The sequence below is a fragment of the Streptomyces sp. NPDC001852 genome (assembly GCF_042891825.1).
Taxonomy (GTDB): Bacteria; Actinomycetota; Actinomycetes; order Streptomycetales; family Streptomycetaceae; genus Streptomyces.
Genome location: NZ_JBIATN010000015.1, coordinates 203,077 through 219,424, shown reverse-complemented (window position 1 = coordinate 219,424; position 16,348 = coordinate 203,077). Strand labels below are relative to the sequence as shown.

Genomic DNA, 16,348 nt, shown 5'->3' with positions numbered 1-16,348 from the left:
GCCCTCGCCGAGGCAGTCTTCTCGCCCGGGCGGGGGCGCGTACAGGGCTCACACGAGCACGCCGTGCACGCTCTCGTCGGGCAGCGCCGGCGCCCCGCCGGTCCGGACCGCCGGGCGGGGGTTTTGGACCCGTGCACCGGTGACCTTGTGGACCTGTCCAGGACCTCCGCGGTGCGGGCAGCGTGGGCGGTATGGACACACCTTCCGTTTCGCTCGCCCGGCTCGTCCCCGGCATGGCCGGGATGGCGCTGGTCGGCAGCAGCGTCACCGTCTCGCGCACACTGATCGACGCACCGCTGTTCACCACCCAGGCGGTCCGGTACGCGGCCGCGACCGTGATCGTCCTGGTCATGGCGCGGCTCGCCGGTGCTCGGCTGCTGTGGCCGCGGGGCCGGGAGTGGCTGTGGCTGGCCGGGATCGCGGTCACCGGTCTGGTGCTGTTCAACGTGGCCGTGGTCCGGGGCGTCGGCCATGCGGAACCCGCGGTGGTCGCGGTCGCGGTGGCGTGCGTACCGGTGGTTCTCGGGGTGGTGGGCCCGGTGCTGGAGCGGCGCAGGCCGAGCCGGCAGGTGCTGGGGGCGGCGCCTGTCGTCATGGCGGGTGCGGTGCTGGTGGAGGGGACGGGCCGCACTGATGCCGTCGGGGTGGCCTGGGCGGTGCTGGCTCTGGGCTGCGAGGCCGCATTCACACTGCTCGCGGTGCCGCTGCTGCGGCGGCACTCGCCGTGGGGCGTGTCCGTGCACGCGATGTGGCTGGCCGGTGTGCTGCTGGCCGTCCTCGGCGCGGCGGCGGAAGGACCGTCGGCCGTACGGGAATTGTCCGGGCCCCAGTGGGCGGCCGTCGGCTATCTGGCGTTGATGGTGACGGCGGTCGCCTTCGTGCTGTGGTACTCGACGGTCCGCGCCGCAGGGGCGGGGCGAGCGGGGTTGCTCACCGGCATCGCGCCGCTCGCCGCGGCCGTCGTCGGCGCGGTCTCGGGCAGCGGAGCGCCGAGGCCGTCGGTGTGGCTGGGCATCGCCGTGCTGATCCTCGGCCTGGTCGCCGGCCTGCGTCCACGCAGCGTTCCCGGCGCAGAGGCCACGGATGTGGATTCCAAGCCCCAGCGGGGGGTTCAGGCCATGCCGTCCCGCCCGATAGCGGAATCCCCCCGTCAGCAAGTCCGACGTAAGTAGGGTGATATGCATGAAGGCACTTTTGTTGTCTGGTGGCTCAGGTACCCGATTGCGCCCCATAACCCATACATCGGCGAAGCAACTTGTACCGGTCGCGAACAAACCGGTGCTGTTCTACGGCCTGGAAGCCATCGCCGAGGCGGGCATCACCGAGGTCGGGATCATCGTCGGGGACACCGCCGAGGAGATCCGGGAGGCGGTCGGCGACGGCTCCGCATGGGGGCTGGAGGTCACCTACATCCCGCAGGCGGCACCGCTGGGGCTGGCCCATGCGGTGCTGATCGCGCGTGAGTTCCTGGGCGACGACGACTTCGTGATGTACCTCGGCGACAACTTCGTCGTCGGCGGCATCAGGGATCTGGTGGACGCCTTCCGCGGCGAGCGGCCCGAGGCTCAGATCCTGTTGACGAAGGTGCCGGACCCGACCGCGTTCGGGGTCGCCGAGCTGGACACGGCGGGGCAGGTGGTCGGCCTGGAGGAGAAACCCCGGCATCCCAAGAGCGAGCTGGCGCTGGTGGGCGTCTATCTGTTCTCCCCGGCGATCCATGAGGCCGTGCGCTCCATCGAGCCGTCCTGGCGCGGGGAGCTGGAGATCACACATGCGATCCAGTGGCTGATCGACACCGGACGTGATGTGCGTTCCACGATCATCTCCGGGTACTGGAAGGACACCGGGAACGTCACCGACATGCTCGAGGTCAACCGCTCGGTCCTGGAGACCCTGGAGCGCCGCATCGACGGTACGGTCGACGACGACAGCGAGATCATCGGCCGGGTGCGGATCGAGGCCGGGGCGAAGGTCACCGGCAGCCGGATCGTGGGCCCGGCGGTCGTCGGCGCGAACACCGTGATCACGGACTCGTACGTCGGCCCCTTCACCTCGATAGCCGGGGACTGCCGGATCGACGACAGCGAGATCGAGTACTCGATCGTGCTGCGCGACTCCTCGATGAGCGGGGTCCGGCGGGTGGAGGCCTCCCTCATCGGCCGCAACGTCGAGGTCACTCCCGCACCCCGCAAGCCCGCCGCCCACCGTTTCGTCCTCGGCGATCACAGCAAGGTGCAGATATCGTCATGACGGCCCCCGTGTCCCCTCCTGCCCGCCCGACCCGGATTCTGGTGACCGGCGGTGCCGGTTTCATCGGCTCGCACTACGTCCGCACGCTGCTCGGCCCGGCCGGCCCGGGTGGGGTGGTGGTCACGGTGCTGGACAAACTCACCTACGCGGGCAATCCGGCCAATCTCGACGAGGTGCGCGATCACCCCGGATTCGCCTTCGTCCAGGGTGACATCTGCGACGCCGCACTGGTCGACGAACTGCTCGCCGAGCACGACCAGGTGGTCCACTTCGCCGCCGAGTCGCATGTGGACCGCTCGATCCTGGGCGCCACCGAGTTCACCCGGACCAACGTCCTCGGCACGCAGACACTGCTGGACGCGGCGCTGCGCCACGGAGGTTCGAAGACCTTCGTGCACATCTCCACCGACGAGGTCTACGGCTCCATCGACTTCGGCTCCTGGCCGGAGACGGACCCGCTGTGCCCCAACTCCCCGTACGCCGCCTCCAAGGCGGCCGGCGACCTGATCGCCCTCGCCCATCACCGCACCCACGGCCTCGACGTGCGGGTGACCCGCTGCTCCAACAACTACGGGCACCATCACTTCCCCGAGAAGGTCATCCCGCTGTTCATCACGAACCTGCTGGACGGCAGGAAGGTCCCGCTGTACGGCGACGGCGGCAACGTCCGCGACTGGCTGCACATCGACGACCACGTCCAGGGCATCGAGCTGGTGCGCACCAAGGGGCGCGCGGGTGAGGTCTACAACATCGGCGGCGGAACCGAGTTGACCAACAAGGAGCTGACCGCCCTGCTGCTCCAGGCCTGCGGCGCGGACTGGGACACCAGCGTCGAGTACGTCGCCGACCGCAAGGGCCACGACCGCCGCTATTCCGTGGACTGCACGAAGATCCGCGATGAGCTCGGCTACGCGCCCCGCAAGGACTTCGCCACCGGCCTCGCGGAGACGGTCACCTGGTACCGCGAGAACCGCACCTGGTGGGAGCCGCTGAAGGAGCGAGCGGCGCTCCAGTGACGCGTCCACACCCTCTTCCCGACGAACAGACGAACAGGTGACCATGACCACCACTTGGCTGATCACCGGCGCCACCGGAATGCTGGGGCAGGACGTGCTGGAGCGGCTTCGCCGGGACGGAGAGGCGGCCGTCGGCCTGGCCCGTGGCGGTCTCGACATCACGGACGCCGACGCGGTGCACGGTGCGATCGACATGCACCGGCCCCGGATCGTGGTCAACTGCGCCGCATGGACGGCCGTTGACGACGCCGAGGCACGCGAGGCGGACGCCCTGCGGGTCAACGGCGGCGGGCCCCGGCACCTCGCCGAGGCGTGTGCGCGGACGGGTGCCAGGCTGATCCAGGTCTCGACGGACTATGTGCTCGCGGGTGACGCGACCAGCCCGTGTCCCGAGGACGCCCCGACGGCACCGAGCGGCGCGTACGGACGTACCAAACTGGCGGGAGAACAGGCGGTACGGGCGGCGCTCCCGGACGCGGGGTACGTCGTGCGCACGGCCTGGCTGTACGGGGCGGGAGGCGGCAACTTCGTCGACACGATGATCGAACTGGAGACGGTCAAGGACACCGTCGACGTGGTCGACGACCAGCGTGGACAGCCGACGTGGACGGTGGACCTCGCGGACCGGCTCGTACGGCTCGGACAGGCGGCCCTGGCCGGTGGCGCGCCCGCCGGGGTCTACCACGGCACCAGCGGTGGTGAGACGACCTGGTTCGGGCTGGCGCGGGAGATCTTCCGGCTGCTCGGCGCGGACCCCGGCCGGGTCCGGCCGACCACCAGCACGGCCTTCGCCCGGCCCGCTCCCCGTCCCGCGTACAGCGTCCTGGGGCACGAGCGCTGGCGGCGGACGGGCATCGAACCGATCCGTCCCTGGCGCGAGGCGCTGGCGGCTGCTCTTCCGGCTCTCCTCAACGAGAAGAAAGGTTCCGCCCGGTGAACTTCAGGATCCAGCCGACCGCCCAGGTCGACGAGACAGCGGCGATCGGTGACGGGACGACGGTCTGGGACCTGGCCCAGATACGGGAGGACGCCCGGCTGGGCAGCGGGTGCATCGTGGGCCGCGGGGCGTATGTCGGCCCAGGGGTGCGGATCGGCGACAACGTGAAGCTCCAGAACCACGCGTTGGTCTACGAACCCGCCGAGCTCGGTGACGGGGTGTTCGTCGGCCCGGCGGCGGTGCTCACCAACGACCACTTCCCCCGTTCGGTCGATCCGCAGGGCCGGCTCAAGCGCGGTGGCGACTGGGAGGCCGTGGCGGTGGTGGTGGGCGAGGGAGCGTCCCTGGGGGCCCGCTCGGTGTGCGTGGCGCCGGTGCGCATCGGTCGTTGGGCGCTGGTCGCGGCGGGCGCCGTGGTGACCCGGGACGTGCCGGACTTCGCGCTCGTGGCGGGCGTTCCGGCGCGCCGGATCGGCTGGGTCGGCCGGGCCGGCGTGCGGCTGGTGGAGCGGGACGGCGAGCCGGGTGGCTGGGAGTGCCCCGAGACGGGAGCGCCGTACGACGAGAAGGACGGCGAACTCGTCGAGCGTGCATGACAACTGATTCTCCCAAAACGCCGATCCTCGAACACGTGCAGGCATAACATGTGTGCGAACTGTGCAGACCGGGCACAGTGAGCGCACAAGCCAGTGCCCAGGGGGGGTTACCGGGTGGGGACACCTGTGTCCACAGCGAGGAGTGAGGACCACTCCGACGCCTGACGTCTGAAGTCCGACGTACGTCTTCCGCCGCGTGGCCGTCCGCGACGCGGCGTTCACAAGCCTGCGCACAACGCGACCCACAGGGGGGTTGGTGTGTCCGAAGGATGACTACAACACGTCTGGCGGCGCTCGGTCGTGAGGAGCCGTCACTCCTCGCGCTCGCCCAACGGCTGCTCACGGTCGCGGAGTCGGGGCTTCCGTCGATGCTGCTCCCCGGCGGCGAGGCCTTCGTCTTCACCATGGCCGGGCGGAAGGCGCCCGATGGCTCATGGACCCTGGAGCGGCGCGGGACCAGCACCCGGTACGCGGCCATCACCGCGCTGGGAGCGCGGTTCCTCCCCGAGCAGCGCCAGCGCGCGGTGCTCGGCGGGCGCAGCGCCCAGGAGTTCACGGGCCTGCTGATCGAGTCACTCCCGGCGGTGACCGATCTCGGTGACGCGGCGCTCATCGCCTGGGCGGCCGCCGAGACCGAACACCCCAAACTGTCCGACGCCGTCGCACGAGTCGACGCCTTGGACGAGGAGGACCGGCCGCAGTACACCGTCGAGGCGGCCTGGGTGCTGTCCGCCCTCGCGACGGCTCGCGGCACGGTCGATGTGGAGAGACGTTTCGCCTCGGCCCGTGACCGTCTGCTCCGGGCCCGGATCGGCGACAGCCCGCTGTTCCCGCACGCCACCGGACCCGGCAAGGTGCCCTGGTACCGGGCGCACGTGAGCTGCTTCGCCGACCAGACGTACCCGCTCCAGGCGCTGGCCCGCGCGCACGCCAGCGGCGAGGGGCACGGCGATCCGGAGGCACTGGCCGCGGCCGAGGCGTGTGCGGCGCGCATCTGCGAGCTGCAGGGCGACGGCGGGCAGTGGTGGTGGCACTACGACGCGCGCACGGGTGGCGTCGTGGAGGGCTACCCGGTCTACAGCGTCCACCAGCACGCGATGGCGCCGACCGCGCTGTTCGATCTCGCCGACGCCGGCGGCACCGACTTCGGCGCGTCGGTCCGCAAGGGCCTGCGCTGGATGACGGACGTGCCCGAACTGGCCGAACGCCCGGAGCACCGGGAGCCGTTGATCCTCGACGAGCTCGGTGCCACCTGGCGCAAGGTCTACCGGGGCGACCCGAAGAAGGCCGTACGCGCCGCCCGGGGACTCGGCACCCGAGTCGCTCCGAACCTACGGCTGCAGTCCCTGGACCGGATGTACCGGCCCCTCTCCGTGGACCGCGAATGCCGGCCGTACGAGTTCGGCTGGATGCTCCACGCCTGGCAGGGCGGCCGGATATGAGTGGGCGTCAGACGCTGTTCGGGGTCGAGCTGGACCCGCTGACCATGGACGAGACCGTGGCGCGCTGCCTCGACGCGGTCCGGGACGGCAGACAGCTCGAGATCGGGGTGGTCAACGCCGCGAAGCTGGTGAACATGCGGCGGGACGCCCGGCTCGCCCGGGCCGTGTCCGGCTGCGACCTCGTCCTCGCCGACGGACAGGCCGTGGTCTGGGCCGGCCGGGTGTTACGCGCACCGCTGCCGGAACGCGTGGCCGGTATCGACCTCTTCCTCCGGCTGCTGACGGAGGCGGAGGCGGCGGCCCTGCCGGTGTACTTCCTCGGCGCCAGACAGGACGTGCTCGAGCAGATGCTGCGCCGGGTGGCCGACCGCTTCCCCCGCCTGGAGGTGGCCGGCAGCCGCAACGGCTACTTCGACGACTCCCAGCAGGAGGCGATAGCGGAGGCGATCGCCCGAAGCGGCGCCCAGATGCTGTTCCTCGGCATGACCTCGCCCAAGAAGGAGATCTTCACCGCCGCCTACGGGGCACGCACCGGAGCCCGCGTCGTACACGGTGTCGGCGGCTCCTTCGACATCCTGGCCGGGGTCACCAAGCGGGCCCCCGGGTCCTGGCAGCGGTGGGGCCTGGAGTGGCTCTACCGCGTGCTGCAGGAACCGCGCCGTCTGGGCCGACGCTATCTCACCACCAATGCTGCCTTCCTCCTCATGACGGCGCGAGAGCTCATCCGGCTCAACCCGTCGGCCGCTCCCGCGAACAGGAGTCACTGATGCGCGTCGTCGTGGTCGGACAGGGATACGTCGGCCTGCCACTGGCCATCCGCGCCGCCGAGGTCGGACACGAGGTGATCGGCTACGACGTCGACTCCCGGCGGGTCAAGAGCCTGTCCGCCGGTGAGTCCTTCGTCGAGGACGTCTCCTCCGAGCGGATCCGCGCGGCACTCGACCGGGGAACCTACCGCCCGAGCGAATCGGCCCGCGACTGCGGCGGTTTCGACGTCGCCGTCGTGACCGTTCCGACCCCGCTGCACGAGGGCACCCCCGACCTCCGCTACATCAGGGAGTCGGCGGCCACCCTCGCCCGCTACCTGCGCCCGGGAGCCACCGTCGTCCTCGAGTCGACCACGTATCCGGGCACCACCCAGGAGTTGTTCGGGCCCATTCTGGAGGACGGCTCGGGCCTCGCCGCCGGCACCGACTTCCACCTCGGCTACAGCCCCGAGCGGATCGACCCGGGAAACGCCGTCTGGGGTTTCAAGGAGACCCCGAAAGTCGTGTCCGGCGTCGACGCCGCGTCGCTCGAGGCCGTTCAGGGCTTCTACGCCGGGCTCGTCGACACCACCGTGCCGGTGGGCTCGCCGAAGGAGGCCGAACTCGCCAAGCTGCTGGAGAACACCTTCCGTCATGTGAACATCGCGCTGGTCAACGAGATCGCGATGTTCGCCCACCACCTGGACATCGACGTCTGGCAGGCCATCGACGCCGCTTCCACGAAGCCCTTCGGCTTCATGAGGTTCACGCCCGGACCGGGCGTCGGCGGCCACTGCCTGCCGATCGACCCCTCGTACCTGTCCTGGCGGGTGCAGCGCGAGCTCGGTCAGAGCTTCCGCTTCGTGGAACTGGCCAACGACATCAACAACCACATGCCCGAGTACGTGGCGCGCCGTATCGGCGACCTGTTCAACGAAAGACGTCGTTCCGTGAACGGCTCGCACATCCTGCTGCTCGGTCTGGCGTACAAGAAGAACACCGGCGACGCCCGCGAGTCGCCCGCCCTGCGCATCTCCCAGCTGCTGCTCGACATGGGGGCCCAGGTCAAGGCGGCGGACCCGCACGTCGTCGAGGGCCTGCCGGTGGACACCCGGCTGGTGCGGGTCGAGCTGACACCCCAGGAACTGGCGGCCGCCGATGTGGTGGTGCTGCTCGCCGACCATGACAGCTTCGACTACGAACTCGTCGCCGAGCACGCCCCGTTCGTCCTCGACTGCCGGCGACGACTGCCCTCCGGACCCACGATCGAGGTGCTCTGAGCCATGCCGCGCATCCTCTGCGTCGCCGGGGCGCGCCCCAACTACATGAAGATCAAGCCGGTGATGGACGCCCTGGAGCGCCAGGGCGCCGAGGTGGTCCTCGTCCACACCGGTCAGCACTACGACCCGGCCATGAACGACGTGTTCTTCTCCGACCTCGGCATCCGGCCGCCCGACCGGTTCCTCGGGGTCGGGTCCGGCACCCACGCCGAGCAGACCGGACGTGTGATGACCGCGTTCGAGCCCCTGCTCGGCGAGGTGTCCCCGGACATCGTCGTCGTGGTCGGCGACATCAACTCCACCCTGGCCTGCGCCCTGGTCACCGCCAAGGCCGGACCGCTGCTCGCCCACGTCGAGGCGGGCCTGCGCAGCCGTGACTGGAGCATGCCGGAGGAGGTCAACCGGGTCGCCACCGACCGCGTCAGCGACTACCTGCTCGCCCCCTCGCCCGACGCCGCCGACAACCTGCGCGCGGAGGGGTACCGGCACGACCAGATCCACCTCGTCGGCAACGTCATGATCGATACGCTGCTGGCCAACCTGGAGCGGGCCAGGGGCTCGGACGTCCTGGGCCGGTACGGCCTGGACCGGGGCGAGTTCGGCCTGGTCACCCTGCACCGCCCCGCCAACGTGGACGACCCCGAGGTCCTCGCCGCGCTCCTGAAGGCCCTGGGCGAGATCGCCGGCCGCTGCCCGCTCCTGCTGCCCGTGCACCCGCGCGCGGCGCAGCGACTGGCCGACATCGGCGTCCCCGGAGGCATCCGCCTCGTGCCGCCCGCCGGATACCTGGACTTCATCGCCCTGCAGGACTCCGCCCGGGTCGTGCTGACCGACTCCGGCGGCGTACAGGAGGAGACCACCGCGCTGGGTGTGCCGTGCGTGACCCTGCGGGACAACACCGAGCGGCCCGTCACCGTCGAGCAGGGCACCAATGTGCTGGCGGGCCGCGATCCGGCGCGCATCGTGACCACCGTGCACCGGGTGCTGGACGATCCGCCCGCGCCGCGTCGGCCCGAACTGTGGGACGGGCGCGCGAGCGACCGCATCGCCGACGTGCTGCTGGCGGGAGGCACCGCGAGCACGCGACCGCGGCCCACCGACCAAACCTTCCCCATATGATCCGCTTGCAACTTATGCTCGTCGGGGGGCGGGTCACGAGGGGGGACCATGGATCTGGCTGAGATCTTCCGTGTCATTCGCAGGCGCTGGTACGTCCTGCTGCCCGGACTGCTGCTGACCGCCGGTCTGACGGTCGCCGTGGCCCTGCTGGTTCCGGTCACCTACCAGTCGCAGAGCACGGTCGTGCTGCTGAACTCCCAGAAGGCCACGGTGGCCTATGACGGCAACCCGTTCCTGAGCAGCCAGACCTCGCTCACCGGCATGGCCGACAGTCTGGCCCGCAACCTCAACTCCGACGACTCGCTCCGGGACCTCACGTCCCGTGGCGCCACGGGCACGTTCGAGGCCAAGCTCGCCGACAACGCGCAGGGGCCGCTGATGTGGCTCACCGTCACCGGCACCGACAAGGCCGCCGTTCTTGCCTCGGACCGCATCCTGACCACGTACGCCCAGGACCGGCTGGATCAGTTCCAGAAGCAGCAGTCGGTCGCCCCGAAGGCCATGATCCGGATGACGACCGTCGTGCCGCCGCAGAATCCGGTGGCGCAGACCAAGGCCCGGCTCGAGTACATGGTCATGGCCGGGTGCCTGGGCCTGGTGCTGAGCCTGGTCGCCGTCTTCTACGTGGAGGCGCGCCGCCGCTCACGGACGTCGGCGGGGCCGGAAGCACCCGCACAGGCGGCGGCCGGGGAACCGGTCGCGGAGCAGACGATGGCCCTCCGGACGACGCCCGGCTGGTCGCGGTCGGCCGACATCCAGAACGCCACGGGGCCGAGGGCCGGACGGCCCGTCGTGTCCGTGGCACCCGCCGCCGAGCCGCTCGACGAGGAGCCGACTCATGGACAGCGTTCGCACACCGGACAGCGAGACCGCTGAGCCGGGCGACACCTCCGCTCCCGACTCCCTCGGCGTCAAGGTTCGTTCAGCCGCCCGCTGGAGCCTGATCAACACCGTGGTGATGCGCCTCGGCAACTTCGCCACCGGCATCCTGCTGGCGCGCTTCGCCCTCGGACCGGCCCAGTGGGGCGTCTACGGCATCGCCCAGACCGTTCTCCTGGTTCTGCTCTCCGCCAACGAACTGGGCGTCAGCCTGGCCATCGTCCGCTGGGACGGCGACGCCCGCCGTTTCGCCCCGACGGTACTGACGCTGGCCACCGTGTCCAGCGGACTGCTGTACGCCGCCCTCTTCGTCTCCGCACCGACGGTGGCCGGGCTGCTGGACTCGCCGGACGCCTCGGGCGTGCTGCGGGTGATGTGTCTGTGCCTGGTGATCGACGGGGTGGCCCAGGTGCCCGCCGGCTTTCTGACCCGGGAATTCGCCCAGGGCAGGCGGATGCTGGTCGACGCGCTCAACTTCGTGCTCAGCACCGCGGTGACGCTGGTGCTGGCCTTCGCCGGATGGGGCGCGATGAGCTTCGCCGTGGGTGCGGTCGCGGGTAACGTCGCCGCCCTCGTCGGCTGTTCCCTGGCCGCCCCCGGGACCCTGCGGTTCGGCTGGGATCCCCAACAGGCCCGCGCGCTGCTGAAGTTCGGGCTGCCGCTGGCCGGCGCGAGCCTCCTCGCCCTCGCCGTCGTCAATGTGGACACCATGGTCGTCGGCTCCACCCTCGGCCAGGTCTCCCTCGGTTTCTACGTCCTGGCGTTCAACATGTCCGGCTGGCCGGTACGCGTCATCTCCGAGGCCGCCCGCCGCGTCTCCTTCGCCGGCTTCTCCCGCCTCGCCGACTCCCCGCAGGCCCTCGCCCAGGGCTTCAGCCGCGCTCTGGGCGTGCTGGTGACCGGCACCGTACCCCTGTGTGTGCTGCTCGGCGGCCTCGCCGCCCCGGTCGTCCACCTGGTGTACGGCAGCACATGGGTGCCCGCCGCCGATGCGCTGCCCTGGCTGATGGCCCTGGGCCTGGTCCGCATCGGCTGTGAACTCGCCTACGACTGCCTGGTCGCCACCGGGCAGCGTCGCTCCCTCGTCCTCACCCAGGGGCTGTGGGTCGTCGCCCTCGTCCCCGCCCTGATCGTCGGCGCCCGCCTGGGCGGCATCGTCGGTGTCTCCCAGGGTCATGTGCTGGTCGCCGCCGGACTCGTCGTACCGGCCTTCCTCCACGCCCTCGGCCGGGCCGGGATCGGCCTCGTCCACATCGCCAGGGCCTGCGCGTGGCCCTTCTTCGGGGGGAGCGTGATGACCGTGGTGATCCTCGTCGCAAAGCGGGTCCTCGGCGACGGCAGCCCCGCCCTGTTCGTCATCGGCGCGGCCGCCCTGGCCTGTTATGTGGTGTGCGTGCTGCCCAGCCGCCGTTTCCTGCTCGGCTCCCGGACGGCGGGGACCGTATGACGGGGCTCCGCCGCCTGCTCGCCGGTCTGGCCCTCCTGCTGTGCGCCGCCTGTTCCTCGGGCACCTCGGGCACCTCGGGCACCTCGGGCACCGACTCCGCGCCGCCCGCCCGGAGCCACTCCCCCGGCGCGTCGCACACCACCACTGCGCCGCCGGGTGAAGCCGGCTTTCCCGACGCCCGCACCACCGGCCCCCGCATCCCCCTCACACCGCACTCCACGGGGAACCTGAGCGTCACGACCGACGGGACCGTCATCCAAGGGTGGGACATCACGGGCTCGCTGGACGTCTACGCCGACGACGTGACCATCGTCGACAGCAGGATCAGGTCGACCAACTGGTGGGGTGTGAACCTGCGCCCCGGCCACCGTGGCCTGAGGATCCTCCACAGCACCATCACCGCCGTACCCGGCAAGGGCCCCGACAACGGCGGGGTCGACTACGCCGTTTCCAACATGGGCACCAGCTCCGTCGAGGTCGGCTGGTGCGACATCTCGGTCTTCGGCAACGCCCTGTCCACGGGGCAGGGGCAGCTCCACGACAACTACGTCCACGACCTCGTCGCCTTCCGCAACAACGGGGGCGAGTGGCAGCACACCGATGCGGTGATCAGCGGCGGCGGCAACAAGGGTGAGCTGATCATCCGTCACAACACACTGCTCAACCCGGTCGGCGTCGACCGGGGAGCCTCCGCCGCCCTGGGTCTGTTCGCCGACACCGGCCACGTCTCCGACACGGTCGTCGACGGCAATCTGCTGGCCGGCGGCGCGTACGCCCTGTACGGGGGTGGCCCCGGTGCCACCGGGATCACGGTCACCGACAACGTCTTCTCCACCCGCTACCACCACAACAGCGGCTTCTACGGAGCCGTCACCGCCTGGAACGCCGGCGGTTCCGGCAACGTCTGGCGCAACAACCGCTTCTCCGACGGCACCCCGATCAGCCCGGCGCCGGCCGGCTGAGGAAGAGGATCATGCGACGCATCACCCGCGCCCCCTGGGAACTCCTCAAGCGCACCTTCGGCTGGCTGGTCCTGTTCGAGCTGCGCAACAAGGTCGTGCTCCTGCCCTCCGCGCTGCGGCTGCGCCGCTTCGAAACCGCCGAAGTCCGCCGCCTCGCGGCCGCTGCCGCACCCCTGCCCGCCGCCCTCGTCGCCACGGTCATCGCCACCCACCGCCGCCCCGACGCGCTGCGGGCTGCCGTCCGGTCGGCCCTGGCCCAGACCGTGCGCGATCAGGTCGTGATCGTCGTCGACGACGGGGCCGGTCTGCCCGAACTTCCGGATGATCCCAGGCTGTTGGCTGTTTCGCTGGCGCGCAACACCGGGGTGGCCGGCGTCGTGCGCAATGTCGGCATCCGGCTCACCCGCTCGCGGTACGTGGCCTTCCTGGACGACGACAACCTGTGGGAGCCCGACCACCTGGAACGGGCGCTGGAGGTCCTGGAGTCCCCCGGCGGGCCGGACGGCGTCTACACGGCGCTGCGCCGCGTTCTGCCGGACGGGACCGAGCGGGACATCCTGTCCGTGCCGTTCGACCGTCGTCGGGCCGCTCGCGAGTCCTTTCTGGACACCAACGCCTTCGTCGCCCGGCGCAGCCGGACCTTGTACTTCAGCCGACTGCGGCGGACGCCGGACGTCCTTCCCCGTGAGGACTGGGAACTCGTCCACCGGTACAGCCGCGGCCACCGCGTGCGCCATGTGCCGTACGCCACGGTGCGGTATCTGGTGAACCCCGAGAGCTTCTACACGACCTGGTCCGGCTGAGGCCCCGGCGCGGCCCGCAGGACGCCCGGCTTGAGCAGGGCGGCCGCCGCCGCCCTGCTGGCCCCCCTCCCGAGGACGGCCCGCGACGCCTCGCGCAGCAGGACGGCACCTCTGAAGCACGTCGTCGCGACGGCACCGTGGCGGCGCCCGTACAGCCGCACCCGGTTGAGCGTGAGCAGGGTCCACAGCCGGGGCGAGACCTGGGAGTCGCCCCCCAGGTGCACGGCCTCGGCCGTCGGCTCCAGCTGCGTGCCGTATCCCAGGTCCCGCGCCCGCAGGCAGTACTCGGTCTCCTCCGAATAGAGGAAGAAGGACTCGTCCCAAGGACCGCAGGCGGTCCGGCAGTCGGCCGAGACGGCCATGAGCGCACCGGTCGCCCAGTCCGCGCGCGTGGGCCGTCGATACGCGGCGGGGTCGGTGACGAGTTCACCGAGGCGCGGGAACCGCCCGGCCCTGCGGTTGCCGATGACGGCCTCACCGAGGGCCCTCAGCACGCTCGACTCGCGGCGCAGCGAGTAGTGGGGCGTGGTGCGGCCCTCTTCGTACAGGAGGGGTACGGCGATCCCCACTCCGTCGCCGAGTCTGCCGACGAGTCGTTCGGCGCAGCCCTGCCGCATGCGGATGTCGGGGTTGCAGATCAGAGCCACCCCGCCCTCGCCGGCGGCAGCCAGCGCCGCGTTGATGCCGGCCGCGTACCCGGCGTTGCGGCCCGTCTGGACGATGGTGGCGTCGGGTGCCAGCGCCTCGAGGACCTTCACGGTGTCGTCGGCCGAGTCGTTGTCGGCGACGACGAGCCGCCAGTCGAGGCCGGCCATGCCCTCGGGAAGCGCGGCGAGGAACCCGGGGAGCACCGGGGCGCTGTTCCAGGTGACGACGATGACGGTGACGGGGCTCATCGGTTCTCCACGAGTTGGGGGAGCTGGACTTGTGAGGTCTGGCCGGGGCCCTGGACCGCGGCGGCGGCAGCCTCGCCCCGCACGAAGCCCAGACAGCTGCAGCCCGCCCCCAGGAGCAGGAAGAACATGCCGGCGAACATGGGAAAGCTGAGCGAGTCGAACGTGGCGCTGATGACCAGGGCGACCAGCGACGAGGCGAAGAACGCCTGACCCAGCTCGCGGTCGGACTCGGTGCGGGCCAGGCGCCGGATGCCGCCGCCGTGGTGGATGCCGGTGACGAACAGGAGGAGCAGGGCGACGAGTCCGAGCGCGCCCATCTCGGCCAGGGCCAGCATGTACTGGTTGTCCGTGAAGAAGTACAGGTCCGGGGTGAAGGTGCCGAAGCCCCGTCCGAACCACGGACGTTCCTTCAGATAGGGGACGATCGCGCTGTACTTGACCGTGCGGGCCTGTGTGCTGCTGTCGGAGTTGGACAGGAACGAGGCGAACAGGCCCGTGATCGTGCCGATCAGCCCCGGCACCAGCACCTTGAAGACGGCCACGGAGGCGGTCATCAACCCGATCGCGGCCCAGCGCCGGGCCGGTTTCCAGCGCGGCACCATCACCAGAGCCACCAGCAGCAGGCCGATGATCGAGGTCCGCGACACCGACAGGGGCAGCGCACCGGCCATCAGCAGCACCGGTCCCCAGCGGCGCAGCGCGTGGAGGTCGCGTCGTACCGGATCCAGGGCCTGCTGGATCGCGAAGGGCAGGAGGATCGCCAGCATGCCGGCGAACTCCAGCGGCTGGGCCGTGGTGGCCCGGGGCCGGGTGAAGGCGCCGCGGTCCATGACACTCACCTGGGCCACGCTGGTCTGGAGGCCGGGGATGTGGATGGAGTCGGCGATGTTGGTGGCCGCGAAGAAGTCGTAGAAGCCGATCGCGGCCACGACGGAGCCCATGACGACCATCCGGCGCATCAGGACGTCCAGCCGGCCGCGCTCCTGCACCCCCGCCGAGGTCAGGACGACCAGTGACACCCACACCAGGAACCCGATGAGCCCGCGGTCGGCCCCGAGGACCTCCTCGTGCGAGCTCTCGCGCATCGCGTCGGCGACGTAGGCCGCCAGGACGGCCAGCCCTAGCACGCACATCGCGAGCCGGGCGAGCCTGGTTCCCGGCGCCGGAAGGATGCGGCCGCCGAGCCAGGTCGCGAGGTACCACAGCAGGCCCAGCAGGGCGAAGACGTTGGCCGGGGTGCCGACGCCGCCGAGCGCGGGCAGGGCCAGGTTCGAGGGGATGAAGAAGGCCAGCGCCAGGTAGACGGTGAGGACGGCGGTCGCGTCGACCCGTCGGCCGAGCGGGCCCCGGGGGGTGCGGGCATGCTCCGGTCGCGGGGCGGGCCCGTTCCCGGTCCGCCGCCGGCGGCGGACCACCGCGACGCCCTCCAGGAGGATCGACAGCAGGAACGCGCTGACGACGCCCAGGATGACGACCGCCGCGATGTCCTGATAGCGGCTCTTGGACTTCGACACCGGGGTCTGCGGCAGGACGACCGGCGCCGTCTGGACGAAGTAGGTGGGCGGGACCTTGGCGGCGGCCTGCAGGGCCTTCAGCTGCTCGCCGGCGAAGTCCGTCAGGGTGTTGGTCTCCCTGAGCACCTTCGCCCGGTCGGTTCCGGTGACACTGAGCGAGAGCAGCGGGCTCTCGCTCTGCGGCGCGAAGCCGGCCGTGTAGGGATCCGTGACGCCACGCCCCTGCAACTCCTTGGCGGCGTCGGCCGATTCGAGGGTTCTGATCAGCACGTCGGCCGTGACGATGAGCGAGCCGCCCGCGTTGGAGATGGGGTTGCCGAACGTGGGGGCGAGCCGGGCGACGGCCGAGGAGTCCAGCAGGGCGACCGAGCTCTGCGACTGGTAGGAGACGGGCACGGTCACGTAGAGATACGCGCCGCCGAGCAGACTGAGCAGGGTGAAGGGCCCCATGAAGTACCAAC

15 protein-coding genes are annotated in these 16,348 nt (G+C 71.0%); 13 read left to right on the top strand and 2 right to left on the bottom strand.

Features of this window, described 5'->3' with window-relative positions:
- Nucleotides 1–191: 191 nt before the first annotated feature.
- From ACFYZB_RS26415 to ACFYZB_RS26355, 13 genes are all read left to right on the top strand, one after another.
- On the top strand, nucleotides 192–1,172 hold the full coding sequence (locus ACFYZB_RS26415; protein ID WP_388762993.1) for a DMT family transporter: 981 nt from the start codon (nucleotides 192–194) through the stop codon (nucleotides 1,170–1,172).
- Between the two features lie 10 nt (nucleotides 1,173–1,182).
- A complete protein-coding gene (locus ACFYZB_RS26410; protein ID WP_388762992.1) occupies nucleotides 1,183–2,250 on the top strand; it encodes a glucose-1-phosphate thymidylyltransferase in 1,068 nt (355 codons plus the stop codon).
- Complete coding sequence (gene rfbB / locus ACFYZB_RS26405; protein ID WP_388762990.1) at nucleotides 2,247–3,266, top strand: dTDP-glucose 4,6-dehydratase; 1,020 nt, start codon at nucleotides 2,247–2,249, stop codon at nucleotides 3,264–3,266. The genes ACFYZB_RS26410 and rfbB overlap by 4 nt, the downstream gene beginning before the upstream one ends.
- 43 nt (nucleotides 3,267–3,309) lie before the next feature.
- Nucleotides 3,310–4,203, top strand: a complete 894-nt coding sequence (rfbD, locus tag ACFYZB_RS26400) for a dTDP-4-dehydrorhamnose reductase (protein ID WP_388762988.1) — start codon at nucleotides 3,310–3,312, stop codon at nucleotides 4,201–4,203.
- Nucleotides 4,200–4,799, top strand: coding sequence for an acyltransferase (locus ACFYZB_RS26395; protein WP_351212518.1), 600 nt, complete (start codon nucleotides 4,200–4,202; stop codon nucleotides 4,797–4,799). The genes rfbD and ACFYZB_RS26395 overlap by 4 nt, the downstream gene beginning before the upstream one ends.
- Nucleotides 4,800–5,068: 269 nt before the next feature.
- Nucleotides 5,069–6,241 (top strand): hypothetical protein, encoded by a 1,173-nt coding sequence (locus ACFYZB_RS26390; protein ID WP_351212516.1) that lies wholly within the window; start codon nucleotides 5,069–5,071, stop codon nucleotides 6,239–6,241.
- Entirely contained in the window at nucleotides 6,238–7,008 is a 771-nt protein-coding gene (locus tag ACFYZB_RS26385) for a WecB/TagA/CpsF family glycosyltransferase (protein WP_388762986.1), read from the top strand. Before ACFYZB_RS26390 ends, ACFYZB_RS26385 begins: the two co-directional genes overlap by 4 nt.
- Nucleotides 7,008–8,267, top strand: coding sequence for a nucleotide sugar dehydrogenase (locus tag ACFYZB_RS26380; RefSeq protein ID WP_388762984.1), 1,260 nt, complete (start codon nucleotides 7,008–7,010; stop codon nucleotides 8,265–8,267). Before ACFYZB_RS26385 ends, ACFYZB_RS26380 begins: the two co-directional genes overlap by 1 nt.
- 3 nt (nucleotides 8,268–8,270) lie before the next feature.
- A complete protein-coding gene (gene wecB, locus ACFYZB_RS26375; RefSeq protein WP_388762982.1) occupies nucleotides 8,271–9,386 on the top strand; it encodes a non-hydrolyzing UDP-N-acetylglucosamine 2-epimerase in 1,116 nt (371 codons plus the stop codon).
- Between the two features lie 48 nt (nucleotides 9,387–9,434).
- Nucleotides 9,435–10,262: a Wzz/FepE/Etk N-terminal domain-containing protein gene (locus tag ACFYZB_RS26370; RefSeq protein WP_388762981.1), complete on the top strand. Its 828-nt coding sequence runs from the start codon at nucleotides 9,435–9,437 to the stop codon at nucleotides 10,260–10,262.
- On the top strand, nucleotides 10,225–11,712 hold the full coding sequence (locus ACFYZB_RS26365; RefSeq protein ID WP_388762979.1) for an oligosaccharide flippase family protein: 1,488 nt from the start codon (nucleotides 10,225–10,227) through the stop codon (nucleotides 11,710–11,712). Before ACFYZB_RS26370 ends, ACFYZB_RS26365 begins: the two co-directional genes overlap by 38 nt.
- Nucleotides 11,709–12,674, top strand: a complete 966-nt coding sequence (locus ACFYZB_RS26360; protein WP_388762977.1) for a hypothetical protein — start codon at nucleotides 11,709–11,711, stop codon at nucleotides 12,672–12,674. The genes ACFYZB_RS26365 and ACFYZB_RS26360 overlap by 4 nt, the downstream gene beginning before the upstream one ends.
- A gap of 11 nt (nucleotides 12,675–12,685) precedes the next feature.
- Complete coding sequence (locus ACFYZB_RS26355; protein ID WP_388762975.1) at nucleotides 12,686–13,477, top strand: glycosyltransferase family 2 protein; 792 nt, start codon at nucleotides 12,686–12,688, stop codon at nucleotides 13,475–13,477.
- On the opposite strand, the gene ACFYZB_RS26350 is transcribed toward ACFYZB_RS26355, so the two are convergent.
- Both ACFYZB_RS26350 and ACFYZB_RS26345 read right to left on the bottom strand, forming a co-directional pair.
- Nucleotides 13,456–14,373, bottom strand: a complete 918-nt coding sequence (locus ACFYZB_RS26350) for a glycosyltransferase family 2 protein (protein ID WP_388762973.1) — start codon at nucleotides 14,371–14,373, stop codon at nucleotides 13,456–13,458. The two genes, ACFYZB_RS26355 and ACFYZB_RS26350, sit on opposite strands and share 22 nt — an antisense overlap.
- Nucleotides 14,370–16,337: an O-antigen ligase family protein gene (locus ACFYZB_RS26345; protein ID WP_388762971.1), complete on the bottom strand. Its 1,968-nt coding sequence runs from the start codon at nucleotides 16,335–16,337 to the stop codon at nucleotides 14,370–14,372. Before ACFYZB_RS26345 ends, ACFYZB_RS26350 begins: the two co-directional genes overlap by 4 nt.
- Nucleotides 16,338–16,348: the final 11 nt, after the last annotated feature.